Below are 16,850 nucleotides of genomic sequence, written 5' to 3' on the forward strand. Positions count from 1 at the left end.
CCACAGTGGCCTGCGCCGACGGCCGCCGTAGGATGCGGGGGGACACTTCGGCGGCGGCTTGATCGGAGCGACAGACCATCGTGAGCGGCGACAATTCTTCGGCGGACGACGTGCAGCGGGTGTGGGACGTCGTCGTGGTGGGCGCGGGACCCGCGGGGGCCTCGGCCGCCTACGCGGCCGCGGTCGCGGGACGGCGCGTACTGCTGCTGGAGAAAGCCGAGCTGCCACGCTACAAAACGTGCGGCGGCGGCATCATCGGACCTTCGCGCGACGCGCTGCCGCCGGGCTTCGAACTGCCCTTCCGGGACCGGGTGCACGCGGTCACCTTCTCCCACAACGGCCGCTTCGCCCGCACCCGCCGCTCCAAGCAGATGCTGTTCGGGCTGATCAACCGGCCCGAGTTCGACCAGCAGCTGGTCGAGCACGCCCAGAAGGCGGGCGCCGAGCTGCGTACGGGCGTCACGGTGCAACGTGTCGAGCAGCACGGCTCCACCGTGCCGGACCGGCGCACGGTCGCCGTCGTCCTTCAGGGCGGGGAGACGGTGCTGGCCCGCGCGGTCGTCGGCGCCGACGGCAGCGCCAGCCGGATAGGGGCCCACGTCGGGGTGAAGCTGGACCAGGTCGATCTCGGCCTGGAGGCGGAGATCCCGGTGCCGGACACGGTCGCCGAGGACTGGAAGGGCCGGGTCCTCATCGACTGGGGCCCGATGCCCGGCAGTTACGGCTGGGTGTTCCCGAAGGGGGACACGCTGACGGTCGGTGTGATTTCCGCGCGCGGCGAAGGGGCCGCCACCAAGCGCTACTTGGAGGACTTCACCGCCCGGCTCGGCCTGGCCGGCTTCGAACCGTCCCTGTCCTCCGGGCATCTGACCCGCTGCCGCGCCGACGACTCGCCGCTGTCCCGCGGCCGGGTACTGGTCTGCGGGGACGCGGCTGGGTTGCTGGAGCCGTGGACCCGCGAGGGCATCTCGTTCGCGCTGCGCTCCGGCCGGCTGGCGGGGGAGTGGGCGGTGCGGATCGCCGAGTCGCACGACGCCGTCGACGCCCGCCGCCAGGCCCTGAACTACGCGTTCGCGGTCAAGGCGGGGCTCGGTGTCGAGATGAGCGTCGGCAAGCGGATGCTGGCGGTCTTCGAGAAGCGCCCCGGCCTCTTCCACGCCGCCCTCACCGGCTTCCGTCCGGCGTGGCGGGCGTTCCGGGACATCACGCAGGGCTCGACCACGCTGGGTGAGATGGTCCGCGCGCACCCCCTTGCCCAGCGTGCCCTGGCCAGGCTGGACAAGGCGCAGGCCGCACCGGTGGAGGAACCCGTCAGTTCGTGACGGTGATCCGGAAGACCGGGTGGTCGGGGGCGCAGGCGATGATCTCCGCGTCGGTGGACGCGGAGGTCACCCCGGCGAAGTACTGGTTGACCTCCCAGCCCCACTTCTCCAGGTAGGTCCGCAGGAGAGGGAGCTTCTCGGCGTCGGGGAGCTCCACCGCGGTGAAGGTGCGCACCTTGCGGCCGACGCGCAGTTCGCCGCCGCCCGCGACGCGCATGTTCCGCACCCACTGGGAGTGGCCGCGCGCCGAGATCAGGTACTGCCCGCCGTCGTACGTGTGCGGGTTGACCGGGACGCGCTGCATCTGACCGCTCTTGCGGCCCCGCACGGACATCTCGGCGCTCCCCGCGAGGCTGAACCCGTGCCGGGCGAGCCAGCCGATCACGCTGTTGAAACGGACGTTCAGCGGGCTGCCCTTGAGGTAGTACGGCGCAGACGACGACATGATGACCCCCACGATTCGGGAGAGCGGTGCTCTCGCTCTTCTCCAGTGTGGGGCACACGGCGCATCGGAGCAAGAGCACTGCTCTCATTTGTGTGCACCGCTCTCCTTCGTGGCACACTGCTGCCATGAGCACCGCACAGGGCGCCCGCGCGCGGGCCAGGCAGGAAGTCACCGCGGCCATCAAAGGGGCGGCGCGCGGACAACTGGTCGCGGAGGGCGCGGCCAAGCTCTCGTTGCGCGCGGTCGCCCGCGAGTTGGGCATGGTCTCGTCGGCCGTGTACCGCTACTTCCCCAGCCGCGACGACCTGCTGACCGCCCTGATCATCGATGCCTACGACGCCCTCGGCGAAGCGGCGGAACAGGCCCGGGACGCCGCGTCCGCCGCCCCGCCCCTGGACCGCTGGACGGCCGTGTGCGAAGCGGTCCGCGACTGGGCGCTCGCCCATCCGCACGAGTACGCGCTGATCTACGGGTCGCCCGTGCCCGGCTACTCGGCCCCCGACACCACCGTCCGGGCCGCGGCCCGCGTCGGCCTGGTCCTCATCGGCATCGTCCGGGAGGCCCACCAGGATCCGGGCCTGACCGTCCCGCCCCTCCCCGCCGGCCTGCGCCCCGAGGCGGAGCGCATGGCCGCCGACCTCGCCCCCGGACTGCCACCCGAGGCCGCCGCGGCACTGGTGGCCGCCTGGGCCCAGCTCTTCGGGCTGGTCGGGTTCGAGGTGTTCGGCCAGTTCACCCGGGTGGTCGAGGACCGCGCCCCGTTCTTCCGGCACGCGGCCACCCGGCTCGCGCACGGGGTGGGTCTGACCCAGTCCTGAGCGGCGCGCCTCCGGGGGCACGCGTGATCGATCCGGCCTGGCGCGCCGCTCAGGCCTGGGAATGCCTGTGACCGACGCGGCACGGACCGGCGTGCCGGCCGGGGAGCACCCGCCGTAGTGAGGGCCGGGTGCGGCGCCTGGAATTCGGGTGCCGCACCTTTTCCTGCGACGCCTCGCCGATTGCCTGAACTCATTGAACGGCGACGTCTCGGCGAAAGACTTTCGGGCTGTAACACCTCGCGATATGTCAGAGAGGAAGTCGCCGGTGAAGAAGGTCAGTGCAGTTCGGTGTCCAGCCATTGCAGGACGTCGGGCGTCACGGGGTCGGTGATGTCGGCGAACTCGTCGTGCCGCTCCAGGAACGCGGCCACGTAGGGGCAGACGGGCACGATCCGCTTTCCGGACTTCCGCACGTCGGTCAGCGCCTCCTGGACGAGCCGGGAGGCCAGGCCCTGTCCGGCGAAGGCGTCGTCGACCTCGGTGTGGAAGAAGACGCGCTGTTCACCGCGGTCACGGTAGGCGGTCAATCCGGCGCGCTTTCCGTCGACCAGGATCTCATAGCGCTTCCGGGTATCGACACGCTCGACGACCGGAGCAATGGAAGGCTGGCTCATGGGGTTCCTTTCGGACGGGATTGGGTGAATCGGCGGATTCCCGCGCGGCGCGATGCTCGCATGAGGCAGGGCAGGCGCGGGAAGAGGGTCTCCGGGATATCCTTCGACGGTCCCGAAGCGAGCGGAGGAGTTCTGCCAGTCCTCCCGGGCCGTGACAATATCCTCGTGGGTCCGGCCGATGAAATTCCACCACATCACGATCTCCTCCCCGAACGGGGGCCCGCCGAGCAGAACCGTGCGGGCGGGGCCGTCCGCCTCGTTCGTCAGCGTCAGCGTGCGCGGGCCCGGGGGGATGTAGCCCAACTCGGCGGGACGCACGAGGTTTCCGGCCAGACGGACGTCTCCCTGGTCCACCAGCAGACCGTGTTCGAAGCCGGGGTCCACGGCAAGGGTGACGGCCGCGTGCGGCTGGAGCACGATCTCGGCACCGAGCAGGGGTGTGAAGGCCGGCACCGGTGAGGTGACCCCGGCGAGAGAGCCGAGGAAGACCCTGATCTCCGCACCGTCGATCCGCACCGGTTCGGGAACGTGGCGCCGGAAGTCGCCTGCGGTGTGCCGGTGTTCCCCGGGCAGGGCCACCCACAACTGGACGCCGTGCAGCACGGTGGTCCGTGCGGTAGAGACCTCCGAGTGGCTGATGCCGCGGCCGCCCGTCATGAGGTTCAGCTCGCCGGGCCGCACGAACGCGTGGCTGCCCAGGCTGTCCCGGTGCTCGATCTCCCCGCTGAAAAGCCAGCTCACCGTCTGGAGGCCGGTGTGGGGGTGCGGGGCGACGTCCATGCCACCCGTTTCGGAGACGTCGTCAGGACCGTAGTGGTCCACGAAGCACCAGGCCCCGATCAGAGTCCGGGCTCGCTGCGGCAGCGTGCGCCGCACGGTCATGGCCCGCGGGCCGCCGAGCGGCACATCGCGCGGGGCCAGTACCTCGACCGGGAGCGCCCCGGCCGGCCGCTCGCCGTCCGCCGCGGTGCCACGCCTCACCCCAGCGGGCTCCGTTCCGGCCTTGCTCATGAGGGACCGCCTCCCAGCCCAGACATCGATACGCGTACAACACAACCAGTGATCGTCCGCTCCGGCACGCACGGTTCCCCGACCGGCAACAACTCGTGCGCGCGTCGGCAATCCGCTCCCGGGGCCCCGCCGGGCGAAGACCCCAGGGCAGTGGCACGGCGGCCCGTGCCGGTGAGCGCACGGCTGTCGTCCCGGGAGGGAACGCCGCGCGACCGGCAGGACGCCCGGTGCGCTGTCGGGCGGCCACGCATGCGCTGACGGGCAAAGCGTCCCCCGGTACGGCCTCTAGCGTTCGATCGCGTAATCGGTACGGCATCGCAGGAGGCCCGTCATGACACCGGTTCGAGGCCCACGGGCAGCAAGCCCTGGCTGTGTCAGAAGGGCCCGGTGATCCAGGAACGGTTCCTGGCCGGACACCTGGCCGCCACCCCGCCGGTGCGCGCCTGAGCGGACACCGGCGGACACCCCCACGGCACAGGGCTGCGGGTGCCGCGCCCCCTCCGCTCGCGGTGCGTGTCCACCACCACCGGCACTGCCCTCAGGTCCGGCATCCGTGCCGGACGCCCGGTGCCCGCGCCCGGCGCCCGACAAGACTGCTGCCCCAGGAGTACCACCCATGGCTTCGTCGACCGTCGTCGAACTGTCCCGATGGCAGTTCGCGATCACCGCGATCTTCCATATGACCTTCCCCGCGCTCACCGTCGGGCTCTCCGTCCTCCTCGCCGTCGTGTACACGGTCTACGTGCGCACGGGAGATCCCCTGTACCTCCAGATCTTCCGGTTCTGGAAGAAGATCTTCGCCGTCGGCTTCGGCCTCGGCGTGGTCGCCGGCACGGTGATGACCTTCGAATTCGGCCTGAACTGGGGCACGTACGCCCATGCGGTCGGGCCGGTCATCGGGGTCACCATCGGCATGGAAGTGATCACCGCCTTCTTCCTCGAAGCGGGCTTCATCGGGCTGATGCTCTACGGGGACGGGCGGATCCGCCCGCGCACCATGGCGCTGGCCAGCTGGATGGTCGCGTTCGGCACCCTGCTGTCCACCACCTGGATACTCTCGGCCAACAGCTGGATGCAGGACCCGGTCGGCTACCAGAAGGCCGACGGCCAGTTCCGTGCCAGGGACTGGGCCGCCGTCCTGTTCAACCCCGCCTTCGCCCACCGCTTCCCGCACATGCTGCTGGCCGTGCTGATCAGCGCATCCTGGTTCGTCGGCGGCATCTCCGCCTGGTACCTGGTCAGGAAACGGGCCACCGCGCAGCCCATGGCCCGGCGCTGTCTGTCCATCGCCCTCGGTGTCCTCGGCGTCCTCATGCCGGTGCAGCTGTACGTGGGAGACGGCACGGCGGTCTTCATGGGCGAACACCAGCTGCCCAAGCTGGAGGCGTTCGAGGGCAACTGGACGAGCGACAACAACGGCTACAACCTGCTTGTCGTCCCCGACCCGGGCAACGGCGAGAACCGCTTCCACGTCGAGATCCCGCACCTCGGGTCGGTCATCGCCCAGGACCTCGGCGGGACGAAGACCACACCCGGACTGCTGCAAACCCCCGCCGACGAGCGCCCCAACATGTGGACCACCTTCTACGGCTTCCGCGCCATGTACTTCACCGCGCTGCTCATGTCCGGCACGGCCTTCGCGGGCGTGGTCCTGCGCATACGGCGGCGCCTGTACGACTCGCCGCGTTTCCTGCGGTGGATGGTGTGGATGACGCCGGCCGGGATCATCGCCGTCACCGGCGGCTGGATCGTCGCCGAGACGGGGCGCCAGCCCTGGGTCGTATACGGGCAGTTGCGCACCGCGGACGCGGTCTCCCACCTCAGCACACCCGAAGTCGCCGCCAGCCTGGCCGTCTTCGTCCTGCTCTACGTCACCCTGCTGGCCATCTGGGCCCGCTACATCGTCCGTACGGTCAAGGCCGGGCCGGAGGCACTGCCCACCGGTCCCGCCTCGCCCGACGCATCGGAGGCCCTCGTTGCTTGAGTACGCCACCTACGCCCTGGTCCTCTTCTCGCTAGGCATGTACGTCGTCCTGGACGGATACGACCTCGGGGTGGGCATGCTCGCCCTGGTGGCCGAGCCGGAGCGCCGACGGGAGTACGGCGAGGTCGTCGCCACCGCCTGGGACGCCAACGAGAGCTGGCTCATCCTGGCCGGCGTCGTTCTGTGGGCCGGCCTGCCCGGTGCCTACGCCGTGGTGCTGCCCGCCGTCTACCCGCCCTTGATCGTCATGCTGGTCGCCATCATCCTGCGGGGGCTGGGCCTCGAGATGCAGAGCGCGGCCGGCGGCTACCGGCGGGGCTGGGCGCTGCTGTTCGGCGGGGCGTCGCTCGCGGCCACCGTCTGCCAGGGCCTGGTTCTCGGTGCCGTACTCACCGGCCCGCGGCAGCGCGACGGCGTCTTCCACGGCGGGGCCATGGACTGGTTCAGCCTGTACGGCGTGCTGTGCGCCCTCGGCCTGGTCGTCGTCTACCTGCTGGCCGGGGCCGCCTGGTTGCAGGACAAGACCGGGGGACGGCCGCGGTCAGGGGTGCGCCGCACCGGACGGTTCCTGCTGGCGGCCACCGTGGTCATGGCGCTCACCCTCGGCCTGCTGCTGCCCGGCGCCGACCCGCAGCACTTCGACCTGGGCCAGCCGGTACGGGCCGTCGCGTTCTGGCTCGCCGTCGCCGTCGCCGCCGCGGCCGGCGCCGTCGCCTGGCACGGCTTCGGGCGCGGCCCCGACTGGCGGCCGTTCGCGGCGGTGACCACCATGACGGCCGCAGGCCTGGGGGCGCTCGCGGCCCTGTCCGTGCCGGTCGTCGTACCACCCGGACTGAGCGTCCACCAGGCCGCCGGCCCACACTCCTCCCAGGTCTTCCTGGTCCTCGGAGTCGGCCTGTGCATGCCGTTCGTCCTGGCCTACAACGTCTACGCGTGGCGGAGTTTCCGTGGCAAGTACAGCGATCCGGTGGAAAGCCCCCTGCCGCCGCCACTCGCCCGCGTCCGGCCCCCTGCCGCCGCACCGGCACCGGCACCGGCACCCACCAGCGCACCGCGGACGATCGTGCGCCGAGTCCTGCTGGTGGCGCTCGGCATCCTGGCCATCGCCCTCTCCCAGGATGTGTTCGGCGGCGTCGACGACCTGATCGACCCGGTCGGCGTCACGGTGCTGTGCTGCGCGGCTCTGGCCGCCTGGATCGCCGGGGACCGCCGTGACCGCCGTGCCGGATGCTTCGACGCGGACACGGGGGCGGAGACCACATCGTGAGTGCCGGCTCCGTACTCCTGGACGAGCTGGCCGCGGACCGCACCGACGACCCGGTCACGGCCCGGCTGACGGCCTGGGCGGCCGTCGGCCGGCCCGAGCTGCGCCGCGCGGGGCTCCTGCGCGGCGCGGCGCAGTCGGGCACTGTCCTGTGGGCGGTCGGGCTCTCGTGGGGCGCCCAGCGGAGCCTGTCGGCACTGCGCGGCGGCCTGCCCGTGACGGCCTTGGTGCTGCCCGTGGTCCTGATCGCGGCCGGAACGGCCCTGCGCGCCGGGCTGCTGGCCGCGGGCGACGCCGCGGCCGCCCGCGGCGCCCGTGCCGTACGCGAGACGCTGCGCCGCCGGATCATCGGCACGGCACTGCCCGACCGCGGCCCGGCCGGCACCGGCCCGGACGACACGGCGCCGGCCCGGGCGGCCGACGGCGAGGTCGACCAGCTGACCGACTGGCTCACCGGTTACCTGCCCGCGCGGACCACCATGCTGCTCGGCAGCGGTCTCGTCCTCGCCGCCATCGCCTGGCGCAGCTGGTTCGTCGCCCTGCTCGTCGTGGTCGCCACCCCACTGCTGCCGGCCAACTTGAAGGTCATCGGCCTGGGCACGACCGGTGTCGTCAGTGCTCAGCTCACCGCCATCCGCGCCCATCAGGCGCGACTGCTGGACCATCTGCGCGGGCTGCCCACTCTGGTCGGGCTCGGCGCACACGGCGAAGCGGCCCGTGCGCTGGAGCGGGACGACCGCGAAGTCGCCCGGCGGACCGAGAAGGTGCTGAGGATCGCCTTCCTGTCGACCGCCTGGGTCGAACTGCTCATCACCGGCACCCTGGCCGTGGTGGCGACCTACTGCGGCCTCGTCCTGCTCGACTACCTGCGCCTGCCGGTCGTCCCCGACCGCATGAGCCTGTCCGCGGCGCTGTTCGTCCTCGTCCTGGTACCCGCCTACTTCGCCCCGGCCCGGGACCTGGCCGCCGGCTATCACGCCCGTGCCCAGGCCGCTGCCGCCGCCGAGCTGCTGGCACCGGTTCTGGAGGCACCCGGCCAGAACGTGCCGCCACCCACCGCACCGGTCCGGCCGGCCCCCCGTGGCACGGCGCCCCCGGGCGTGCACCTGGCGGCCGTCACGGTGCACCACCCGGGACAACGGCAACCCGCCCTGGACCGCGTCAGCGTGCGGCTCGCACCGGGCGGGTGCCTCGTCGTCACCGGACCGAGCGGGGCGGGCAAGTCCAGCCTGCTGTCCGTCGCGGCGGGGCTCTCCGCCCCGCAGGGGGGACGCGCGCTGCACCTGCTCGACGGACGGGCCGTCCCCGCCGACCCCGGCCGGGTCTCCTGGGTGGGCCAGCCGGCGCACCTGCTGCCCGGCACCCTGCGCGAGAACCTCCTCCTCGCCCGGCCCACCGCGAGCGACGACGATCTGCTCGGCGCCGTCGCCTCCCTCGGCTTCGACGACCTCCTGACCGCGCTGCCCCAGGGCCTGGACACCCCACTCGGCGAGCGCGGCACCGGCCTGTCCTCCGGCCAGTCCCAGCAACTGGCTCTCGTCCGGGCGCTGCTGCGGGACGCCCCCCTGATGTGCCTGGACGAACCCACCGCACACCTCGACCCGGAGGCGGAGCAGCGGGTCCTGTCGGCGCTGCGGACGCTGGCCCGGAACCGTACGCTCCTGCTCGCCACTCACAGTCCCGCGCTGCTGCCGCTGGCGGACCAGGTCATCACACTCGACCGCGGGAGAGCCCGATGAACCGGACCGGTGCCTGGCACCTGCTGCGCGGGGCGGTTCCACGCCGCGCCCTCCTGACCGGGATGCTGCTGGCCGCCGCGGGCGACCTCAGCGGCGCGGCGCTGCTCGGCGTTTCCGGGTGGTTCCTGACCACGTGCGCCGTGGTCACGATCCAGGCCAATACCACCTGGTCCTGGATGTATCCCTCGGGCGCCGTCCGGACGCTGGCCCTCTCCCGCACCGGACTGCGCTACCTCGAACGGCTGGTCAGTCACCGGACACTGCTGACCGCCACTGTCGCGTTGCGCACACGGCTGGCCCGTGGCGCTGCCCGCCTCACCCCCCGCGAGCTGCGTGGACAACGCGACGGGTCGCTGCTGACCCGGCTCACCACCGATGTGGAGAGCGTCGGGGGGCTGCCCGCGAACGTCTGCGCCCCCCTGGCGGCGGCGGTCACCACCGCCTGCCTGGTCGAGATCCTGCTGCTGTGGGCGATGCCGCTCCTGGGGGCGGCCGAACTGGTCCTCTGGGCGGCCGGCGTGGTCTGCGTCCGGCGGGCCCACCACCGGACGCGGGCCCATCTGGTCACCGCCGCGGAAGCCAGGGCCACACTCCGTACCGTGCTGCTCGGCAGCCGCGCGGCCTTCGACGAGCTGCGGTGCCTGGACGCCGTGCCACAGGTGCGGCGGACGGCGACGGACGCCATGACGGCTGTGGAGTCCGCCGAGTGGGCCGCTGCCCGTGCCGAACGGCTGGGCCGCCTGACGCTGCGCCTGCTCGCGGCCCTGGGCCAGGCGTCGGTGCTGCTGATCGCCCTGTGCGCGGCCCCGAGTCAGCCGGGCGCCGTCGTGGTGGGCGAGGTGCTGCTGACGGCCGCGGGGTGGGAGCTGCTGGAGCGGCTGCCCCGGCTGTTGCAGCAGCTCGCCCAGGCCGACGACGCGGCCGTACGTCTCGCTCCCCTCGCCGGCGAGGAGCCGGCCACGGACCGGCGGCGGCCCGTCGCCCGCTCCGTGGAAGCGGCCGGCCTCCCGCTCCCCGGCTCGCCCGTGGCTCTCACCACGACCCTGGCGGGCCCTGGTCTGGTTCTGGTGACCGGCCCCAACGGCAGTGGGAAGTCGACCCTCCTGGGTCAGCTCGCCGGGCGGCTGCCGGCGCCCGCCGGCACGGTCCTCCTCGGCGGCTCACCGGTGCACGAGCTGCCGGCCCGGACCGTCGCCGAGACGGTCACCCTGGTCGAGGCCGACGACTGGCTGGCGGACGACACGGTGGCGGCCAATCTCCGTCAGGCGGCGGCGTCGGCCGACGACGCCGCCCTCCGGGCCGCGCTGGACGTGGTCGGCCTGTCGGCCCTGCCGCTCGACGCCCCGGTGGGCCCCGGTGGGCGCCTGCTGTCCCAGGGGCAGCGGCGACGCCTTGCCACCGCGCGCGCCGTGCTGAGGCGTCCCGCGGTCCTGCTGCTCGATGAACCCACCGCCGGCCTGGACCGCCGCACCGCGACGGCCCTGCTGGCCGCGCTGCCCCGGGCGCTGCCCGAGACCTCGCTCGTGATCGCCGTGCAGGAGCAGGACATCGGCCTGCTGGACCGGCCGCCGACCGGGATCGTCCGCCTGGGGCGGGCCGCGGACCGGAGCGGCGGCGGCTCAGTGGGGCATTCGGCGGGGCAGGCCGGCGCCGGCCTCAGTCGAAGCGCAGATCGGACAGCTGCCGTTCCAGCGCCGTGACGTCGTCCTCGGGTGCCGCCTCGGCCGGACGCGAGGCCATGCGGGCGGCCAGCTCGCCGCCCGCCCGCCGGATGCGTGCGGGCAGTCCCTCCGTGTACGCGTCGCCGCCCGATCCCCAGTCCTCGGATGCCGCGTACACCGCCGTGGGGACGACGGCGGCACGCAGGTAGGAGAACAGCGGACGCAGAGCGTGCTCCAGGACGAGCGAGTGGCGGGCCGTACCTCCCGTCGCCGCGATGACGACCGGCTTGCCGGTGAGGGCGTCCGGATCGATCAGGTCGAAGAAGGACTTGAACAGTCCGCTGTAGGAGGCGGTGAACACGGGAGTCACGACGATCAGACCGGCGGCACCCGTCACCGAGTCGATCGCGTCGGCCAGCGGGGGCGACGGGAATCCGGTCACGAGGTTGTTGGCGACGGCGACGGCCAGTTCGCGCAGCTCGATGGCCCGGATCTCCACGTCGAGCCCCTGAGCGGCGAGTTCGCCGTGGACCGACTCGGTGAGCCGGTCGGCGAGCAGACGGGTGGAGGACGGGGTGCTCAAGCCCGCGGACACGGCGACGAGCTTCATGCGGCGGTCTCTCCCTTCGCGGACGCGGCCGCCGCGACCCGGGCCGCGTGCGTCGGTGCGTCCGGCACATCGGCGGGGCGACTGTTCGCGAACTCCTTGCGCAGGACGGGCACGACTTCCTCGCCGAGCATGTCGAGCTGTTCGAGCACGGTCTTCAGGGGCAGGCCCGCGTGGTCCATCAGGAACAACTGCCGCTGGTAGTCGCCCACGGTCTCGCGGAAGGACAGGGTCCGCTCGATGACCTGCTGCGGGGAGCCCACGGTCAGCGGGGTCTGCTCGGTGAAGTCCTCCAGGGACGGACCGTGGCCGTAGACGGGCGCGTTGTCGAAGTAGGGGCGGAACTCCCGCACGGCGTCCTGCGAGTTCTTCCGCATGAAGACCTGCCCGCCGAGACCGACGACGGCCTGTTCGGGGCGGCCGTGGCCGTGGTGGGCGTACCGCCGCCGGTACAGCTGGACCATCCGCCGCGTGTGCTCGGCCGGCCAGAAGATGTTGTTGTGGAAGAAGCCGTCGCCGTAGTAGGCGGCCTGGTCGGCCATCTCCGGCGAGCGGATCGAGCCGTGCCAGACGAACGGTGGTACGCCGTCCAGCGGGCGGGGGGTCGAGGTGAAGCCCTGGAGGGGCGTGCGGAACGTGCCCTCCCAGTCGACGACGTCCTCGCGCCACAGCCGGTGCAGCAGGCCGTAGTTCTCCCGGGCCAGCTCGATGCCCTTCCGGATGTCCTTGCCGAACCACGGGTAGACGGGCCCGGTGTTTCCGCGCCCCAGCATCAGGTCCACGCGGCCGTCAGCGAGGTGCTGGAGCGTCGCGAAGTCCTCGGCGATCTTCACCGGGTCATTGGTGGTGATCAGTGTCGTGGCGGTGGACAGGATCAGCTTCTCGGTACGGGCGGCGACGTAGCCGAGCAGGGTGGTCGGGGACGACGGTACGAACGGCGGGTTGTGGTGCTCGCCGGTGGCGAAGACGTCCAGGCCCACCTCCTCCGTCTTGAGCGCGATGGCGACCATCGCCTTGATGCGTTCGTGCTCCGACGGCGTGCGGGCACTGGTGGGATCGGGCGTGACGTCCCCGACCGTGAAGATGCCGAACTGCATGGGTCTCTCTTCTCCCGGCGATCGTGTGAGGTGGGGAACGCTAGGCGCCGGCCGCACGGTCGTCGTGACTGCGCGTGCATGGGGAGGGGCTCCCCAGCGCCCTCCCTCGCCGCTCGGGCGCGCCGCGGGATCGGGTGCGCCGTTCAGGACGGATGCTTGTCGTCAGGCGGGCCGGCGGTCCGCTTTCCGTGTGTTCCGTACGTGGAGGGAGATCTTCGATGGTCGGCGAACCGGTCTTGGTGCTTGCGGCAACCGGCGGACAGGGCAGGGCGGTGACGGAGGCGCTGCTGGACCGCGGGGCAGCGGTCCGGGCGCTGGTGCGCGACCCCGGCCGGGCGACGGCGCGTGCGCTGGCCGGCCAAGGCGTCGAGGTGGTGGCGGGGTCCCTGAGCGATCGTGACTCGCTCGCCGCGGCGATGCGCGGGGCGGCCGGTGTCTTCGCGTTCACCACTCCGTTCGAGGCCGGCCCGGAGGCGGAGGTGGACCAGGGGCGGTCGATCCTCGCCGCCGCGACGCAGGAACGCGTTCCGCATCTCGTGTTCAGCTCCGTGGCCGGGGCCGACCAGGACAGTGGGGTGCCCCATTTCGAGAGCAAGGCGCGCATCGAGGCGGCGCTGGCCGCCGGTGACGTGCCGTACACGGTTCTGGGGCCGACGTATTTCTTCGACAACGCGCTGGGTGGGGCGGAACGCATCCGCGACGGCGTTCTCGATCTGCCGCTGCCGCCCGACCGGCCGTTGCAGCAGCTGGCCCGGCCCGATCTCGGCGCGTTCGCGGCGGACGTTCTGCTCCGCCCCGCTGCCTACGTCGGGCAGCGCATCGAGCTGGCCGGCGACTCCCCCACTCCCGCACAGATGGCGGCGGCGCTCGGCACGGCGCTGGGACGGGAAGTCCGCCATGAACAGGTACCACTGACGGCGATCGGCGATCCGGACATGCGCGCGATGTGGACGTTCCTCAACGGGTCCGGCTACCGCGTCGACATTCCCGCACTCCGCGGTGCCCACCCCGAGATCCGCTGGACCGGCTTCGCCGACTGGGCCCGCCGCACCTGGGCGACGACGGCCCGCTGAACGGACCGGCCCCTCGGCGCTCCCGCCCGGCGGCGAGCACCTCATCCACGCTCATCCCCGCCTGATCACTGATCGCTGCTCGCTGATCTCTGATCAGGCGAAACGCAGGCGTGGTCCGGTCCGGCCTCCCGACCGCCGCGCGGCGGTCGGGAGGCCGCGCGGCAGCGCGCACGCACCCGACCGCCGCGCGCGCCGGGCAGGCGCGGCGGGTCGCCACCGGTTCCTGATCCGCCCGTGCGGCGGACAGGGCTCCCTCAGGCGGATTCCTCTACTTGTCGCGCTTGACGTGAGCGGTGAGGACGTTGGGGTCGTCACCGGTGAAGTAGGCGCCGCTGGCGATGTAGGCCGTGCCGCCCCGTACGGCGAGCGAGGTCGGGTTCTCCAGCCCGTCGGCGCCGGTCAGCACGATGGAGTGGCTGCCGTCGGGCCTGACCAGGGCGACCTCGTTGTTCTTGTTGACGGCCGCGAGCAGGGTGTCACCCGCGCCGGTGAAGTCGATGTCGTCGATGTTGACCAGTCCGGTGGCGCGCGTCTCGACGGGCCCGGCGCCGCCGAGGCGGGTGAGGGGGATACGCAGCACGGTGCCCTTGTCCAGGTTGGTCACCCAGGCCGCACCATGGTGGATCTTGATGCCGTTGGCTCCCAGGAAGCCGGCCGGCCGCAGCTCGGGGCCGGTGGCCCATCGGGTGGGCGTGCCACCGGCGGCCGGCAGCCGCCAGATGGTGCCCCGGACCGAGTCGGCGACGTAGAGCAGGCCGGTCCGCCCGTCGAGCGCCAGACCGTTGGGCAGGCCGTCGGCCGGGAGGGCGGCGATGCGCTGCGGGGTGCCCCCGGGGCGCAGGCGCCACACACCGGTCAACTCGCTGGTGCCGGTGGCGTACAGGAAGTACAGGGTCCCGTCGTGGGAGCGGACGATGCCACCGAGGAACGGCGAGGTGAGGGCGGGCGTGACGGCCCCGGCGGGAGGCGCCGGCAGGGTCGCGAGGACACGGGCCCGGCCGTCGGGGGTGATCCGGGCGACTTGGCGGGAGTAGGCGAACGTGACGTCCGCGCCACCGCCGGGCTCCAGGGTGATGTTCTCCGGTCGCTGCCCTTCGGCGATGTTCAGGTGCGCCATGAAGCGTACGTCCGGCAGACGGCCCGAAGCGGCGGTCGCGGTGCCGGTGGCGGTGACGGTGGCGGTGAGAGTCGCCGCCAGGGCCGCGGCCAGGAGGCCGGTGCGAACGCGCGCCTTGGTGCTCGGCATGGTGATGTTCCTTCTCTTCCACTTCGGATACGGGACAGGGGTGTGTCCTCGAACGGGGGCGGACCGGTCGGGGAGCCGCGCCGGGCGTCCTCGGCCGGCGGAGCGCCGGCGTGGTCCACCGGTGCCCGCGAGGGGACCGACCGGTTCGTCACCAGGGGCGACCCAAGTGCGCCGGTTTGCCGGTCGCGTCAACAGGTGCCGGAATCGGGGATCACATGCATCGCAGCCTCTTCCGCCGAAGCACCGGCGCCGTCCAGCCCCAGGTCGGACGCGAACAGGTCGGACTCGGTGTTCTCGTGACTGCCCTCGTCCGGCGCGAGGAGCCGGCCGGCGCGCTCGTCACCCACCTCCAGGTCGATGGGCTCACCGGCCATGCCCCAGGTGTCGCCGATACCGTCGCCCTCCGGGGCGCCGACGTCGGGCACCTCCTCGGAGAGGCGCTGGTCCAGGCTCTCCCCCCGCTGCCGCTCCGCCGCCGTGACGCCGACGCGGTTCACGCCCCAGGGTCGTTCCGGGGGCGAGTAGCCCTCGTCGAGGGCCTCGTCGCCCGCCCGGTAGTCCAGGGTGTCCGACGCGTCCAGCAGGCCGGCGTCGTCCTGCACCTCCGACCCGTCCGGCTGGTAGACCTCGTCACCCATCGTCTCGTCGGTCAACTGCGCTCCTCAAGTGTTCGGGTGGGACCGGGCCGGGCCGAGGGGGCACGGTGCGATCCCTTGCTGTCAACGCGGGTGGCGCTGTGCGCCGCGGATCAGAGGCCGCCGCCCTGGTGCAGTTCGGCCACATAACCGCCGGGGAACTGCACCATGGAAGTGGAGCGGCCCCTGGCGGTGTACGGCCCCCACAGCACCTTCGCACCCGCTGCCTCGGCCTTGTGCAGCGTCGCCACCAGGTCCTTCACCGCGTAACCGGTGGTCTCCCGTCCGAACGGATAGGGCAGGTGGCCGTCGGTCACGCTGACGACCGTGTTGCCGAACGGGGAGCGGATGGCGATGCGGCGGTACGTCTCCTCGGGCAGACCGATGTCACCTGCGTCCGCCGCCCGGCGGTCGGCGACGACGCGGCCACCGGTGAACCGCAGGTAGGAGTCGAGGAAGGAGTCCGCCGAGTCCTGTGTCAGGTACACACGATTGTCCGGCACGGTCTCCAGCGGTGCGTACGACGGTGCCGTGGTGTGCCAGTACAGCTGGGCGTTGACGCCGCCCGGGAACTGGACGACCGCGTCCCGCCCGATGGGGTCGTCGAAGGGTGCGACGACGAGGTGCGCTCCGCTGCGCCGGGCCAGTCGGACGCCCTTGTCGAAGTCGCTCATGAGCCAGCCCGTCCGTTCCGCACCGAACGGGTAGGGGACGGGGGTTCGGAAATCGAAGACGGACAGGGTGCCCACCGGCGACAGGACCAGCTCCGACTCGGTCTCGCTCGGCGTCGGAGTGACCTGCGTGACGACCTTGGCCGTGTGCGTACCGCCGAAGGTCGCCTGCCAGCTGTCGACGAACGCGTCCACCGAGCCCGGTGTGACATAGACGTGTGTGGTGTCGTACTGGGAACCGACCGCCGTCGTCGAGGACGTGGCCGTCAGTTCACGGTCCTGCGCCGAGGACGGAGCGCCGAACCCCACCACGCTCAGTGCCACCAGGAGCGTGGGCAGCATCCACGCCATCGCCTTGCACCTCATGTCCGTTCCTTCCCGCAGCAGCCACCTTTGCCGAAAGCTAGACACCGAGGGCAGGGATGATCACGGCCACAGCGTTCCGGGTGTTGACTGCCAGCGCACAGTGCGCGCTCCGGCACGGCCGCCTTGCGGGGCCGGTGCTGCTGACCAAGGTCGCCGAGTCCACCGAGACGGCCCGGTCGAGGTCCACACCCGCTCCCGGGTTCCGTCGCCGGCCCGCGTCCGCAGCCGGTTGTGGGTCCGGGAGCAACGACTCGATCCGCGCCCCTTGCGCCTCAGTCAACGGCGACCCGGACCGGC

General features: G+C 72.4%; 14 protein-coding genes and 1 pseudogene. 7 read left to right on the forward strand and 8 right to left on the reverse strand.

What is annotated here, in order from left to right; translation table 11 throughout:
• The first annotated feature begins 80 nt into the window (after positions 1-80).
• Positions 81-1,322 carry a geranylgeranyl reductase family protein gene (locus AB0F03_RS03210; protein ID WP_361986002.1) on the forward strand — a complete coding sequence of 414 codons (1,242 nt, stop codon included), beginning with the start codon at positions 81-83 and terminating at the stop codon, positions 1,320-1,322.
• Here the strand turns inward: AB0F03_RS03210 and AB0F03_RS03215 are convergent.
• Positions 1,312-1,767: a nitroreductase family deazaflavin-dependent oxidoreductase gene (locus AB0F03_RS03215; protein ID WP_361986004.1), complete on the reverse strand. Its 456-nt coding sequence runs from the start codon at positions 1,765-1,767 to the stop codon at positions 1,312-1,314. The genes AB0F03_RS03210 and AB0F03_RS03215 overlap by 11 nt on opposite strands.
• A gap of 125 nt (positions 1,768-1,892) precedes the next feature.
• Here AB0F03_RS03215 and AB0F03_RS03220 point away from each other — a divergent pair, with 125 nt between their 5' ends.
• On the forward strand, positions 1,893-2,585 hold the full coding sequence (locus tag AB0F03_RS03220) for a TetR/AcrR family transcriptional regulator (protein WP_361986006.1): 693 nt from the start codon (positions 1,893-1,895) through the stop codon (positions 2,583-2,585).
• 275 nt (positions 2,586-2,860) lie between these two features.
• On the opposite strand, the gene AB0F03_RS03225 is transcribed toward AB0F03_RS03220, so the two are convergent.
• Together AB0F03_RS03225 and AB0F03_RS03230 are read right to left on the reverse strand one after the other, a co-directional pair.
• Positions 2,861-3,199: a GNAT family N-acetyltransferase gene (locus AB0F03_RS03225; protein ID WP_361986692.1), complete on the reverse strand. Its 339-nt coding sequence runs from the start codon at positions 3,197-3,199 to the stop codon at positions 2,861-2,863.
• A gap of 30 nt (positions 3,200-3,229) precedes the next feature.
• Positions 3,230-4,210 (reverse strand): annotated as a pseudogene (locus tag AB0F03_RS03230) (pirin family protein); the annotation flags it as partial.
• Positions 4,211-4,826: 616 nt separating this feature from the next.
• On the opposite strand from AB0F03_RS03230, the gene AB0F03_RS03235 reads away from it, so the two are divergent.
• Genes AB0F03_RS03235 through AB0F03_RS03250 form a run of 4 tightly spaced genes read left to right on the forward strand, consistent with a single transcriptional unit; the run spans position 4,827 to position 10,897 of the window.
• Positions 4,827-6,194, forward strand: coding sequence for a cytochrome ubiquinol oxidase subunit I (locus tag AB0F03_RS03235; protein WP_361986008.1), 1,368 nt, complete (start codon positions 4,827-4,829; stop codon positions 6,192-6,194).
• A complete protein-coding gene (locus tag AB0F03_RS03240) occupies positions 6,187-7,461 on the forward strand; it encodes a cytochrome d ubiquinol oxidase subunit II (protein ID WP_361986010.1) in 1,275 nt (424 codons plus the stop codon). Before AB0F03_RS03235 ends, AB0F03_RS03240 begins: the two co-directional genes overlap by 8 nt.
• On the forward strand, positions 7,458-9,197 hold the full coding sequence (locus AB0F03_RS03245; RefSeq protein ID WP_361986012.1) for an ATP-binding cassette domain-containing protein: 1,740 nt from the start codon (positions 7,458-7,460) through the stop codon (positions 9,195-9,197). The genes AB0F03_RS03240 and AB0F03_RS03245 overlap by 4 nt, the downstream gene beginning before the upstream one ends.
• On the forward strand, positions 9,194-10,897 hold the full coding sequence (locus AB0F03_RS03250) for an ATP-binding cassette domain-containing protein (protein ID WP_361986014.1): 1,704 nt from the start codon (positions 9,194-9,196) through the stop codon (positions 10,895-10,897). The genes AB0F03_RS03245 and AB0F03_RS03250 overlap by 4 nt, the downstream gene beginning before the upstream one ends.
• Here the strand turns inward: AB0F03_RS03250 and AB0F03_RS03255 are convergent.
• Both AB0F03_RS03255 and AB0F03_RS03260 read right to left on the reverse strand, forming a co-directional pair.
• Positions 10,854-11,468, reverse strand: a complete 615-nt coding sequence (locus AB0F03_RS03255) for an FMN reductase (protein ID WP_361986016.1) — start codon at positions 11,466-11,468, stop codon at positions 10,854-10,856. The two genes, AB0F03_RS03250 and AB0F03_RS03255, sit on opposite strands and share 44 nt — an antisense overlap.
• Positions 11,465-12,562 (reverse strand): LLM class flavin-dependent oxidoreductase, encoded by a 1,098-nt coding sequence (locus AB0F03_RS03260; protein ID WP_361986018.1) that lies wholly within the window; start codon positions 12,560-12,562, stop codon positions 11,465-11,467. The genes AB0F03_RS03255 and AB0F03_RS03260 overlap by 4 nt, the downstream gene beginning before the upstream one ends.
• 218 nt (positions 12,563-12,780) lie before the next feature.
• Between AB0F03_RS03260 and AB0F03_RS03265 the strand changes: the two genes are divergently transcribed.
• Entirely contained in the window at positions 12,781-13,635 is an 855-nt protein-coding gene (locus AB0F03_RS03265) for an NmrA/HSCARG family protein (protein WP_361986020.1), read from the forward strand.
• A gap of 268 nt (positions 13,636-13,903) precedes the next feature.
• On the opposite strand, the gene AB0F03_RS03270 is transcribed toward AB0F03_RS03265, so the two are convergent.
• The 3 genes from AB0F03_RS03270 to AB0F03_RS03280 form a co-directional block, all read right to left on the reverse strand.
• The gene (locus AB0F03_RS03270) at positions 13,904-14,887 is read right to left on the reverse strand and encodes a hypothetical protein (RefSeq protein ID WP_361986694.1); all 984 of its coding nucleotides are present in this window, start codon (positions 14,885-14,887) and stop codon (positions 13,904-13,906) included.
• Between the two features lie 182 nt (positions 14,888-15,069).
• On the reverse strand, positions 15,070-15,534 hold the full coding sequence (locus AB0F03_RS03275; protein WP_361986022.1) for a DUF5709 domain-containing protein: 465 nt from the start codon (positions 15,532-15,534) through the stop codon (positions 15,070-15,072).
• Between the two features lie 95 nt (positions 15,535-15,629).
• Positions 15,630-16,553 carry a glyoxalase gene (locus AB0F03_RS03280; protein WP_361986023.1) on the reverse strand — a complete coding sequence of 308 codons (924 nt, stop codon included), beginning with the start codon at positions 16,551-16,553 and terminating at the stop codon, positions 15,630-15,632.
• Positions 16,554-16,850 lie beyond the last annotated feature (297 nt).

The organism is Streptomyces sp. NPDC028722, assembly GCF_040637655.1.
Classification (GTDB): domain Bacteria; phylum Actinomycetota; class Actinomycetes; order Streptomycetales; family Streptomycetaceae; genus Streptomyces.

Coding starts and splice junctions, on each gene's coding strand:
- AB0F03_RS03215 (WP_361986004.1), bottom strand. CDS start 1,767: ATGTCGTCGTCTGCGCCGTACTACCTCAAGGGCAGCCCGCTGAACGTC.
- AB0F03_RS03220 (WP_361986006.1), top strand. CDS start 1,893: ATGAGCACCGCACAGGGCGCCCGCGCGCGGGCCAGGCAGGAAGTCACC.
- AB0F03_RS03225 (WP_361986692.1), bottom strand. CDS start 3,199: ATGAGCCAGCCTTCCATTGCTCCGGTCGTCGAGCGTGTCGATACCCGG.
- AB0F03_RS03235 (WP_361986008.1), top strand. CDS start 4,827: ATGGCTTCGTCGACCGTCGTCGAACTGTCCCGATGGCAGTTCGCGATC.
- AB0F03_RS03250 (WP_361986014.1), top strand. CDS start 9,194: ATGAACCGGACCGGTGCCTGGCACCTGCTGCGCGGGGCGGTTCCACGC.
- AB0F03_RS03255 (WP_361986016.1), bottom strand. CDS start 11,468: ATGAAGCTCGTCGCCGTGTCCGCGGGCTTGAGCACCCCGTCCTCCACC.
- AB0F03_RS03260 (WP_361986018.1), bottom strand. CDS start 12,562: ATGCAGTTCGGCATCTTCACGGTCGGGGACGTCACGCCCGATCCCACC.
- AB0F03_RS03265 (WP_361986020.1), top strand. CDS start 12,781: ATGGTCGGCGAACCGGTCTTGGTGCTTGCGGCAACCGGCGGACAGGGC.
- AB0F03_RS03280 (WP_361986023.1), bottom strand. CDS start 16,553: ATGAGGTGCAAGGCGATGGCGTGGATGCTGCCCACGCTCCTGGTGGCA.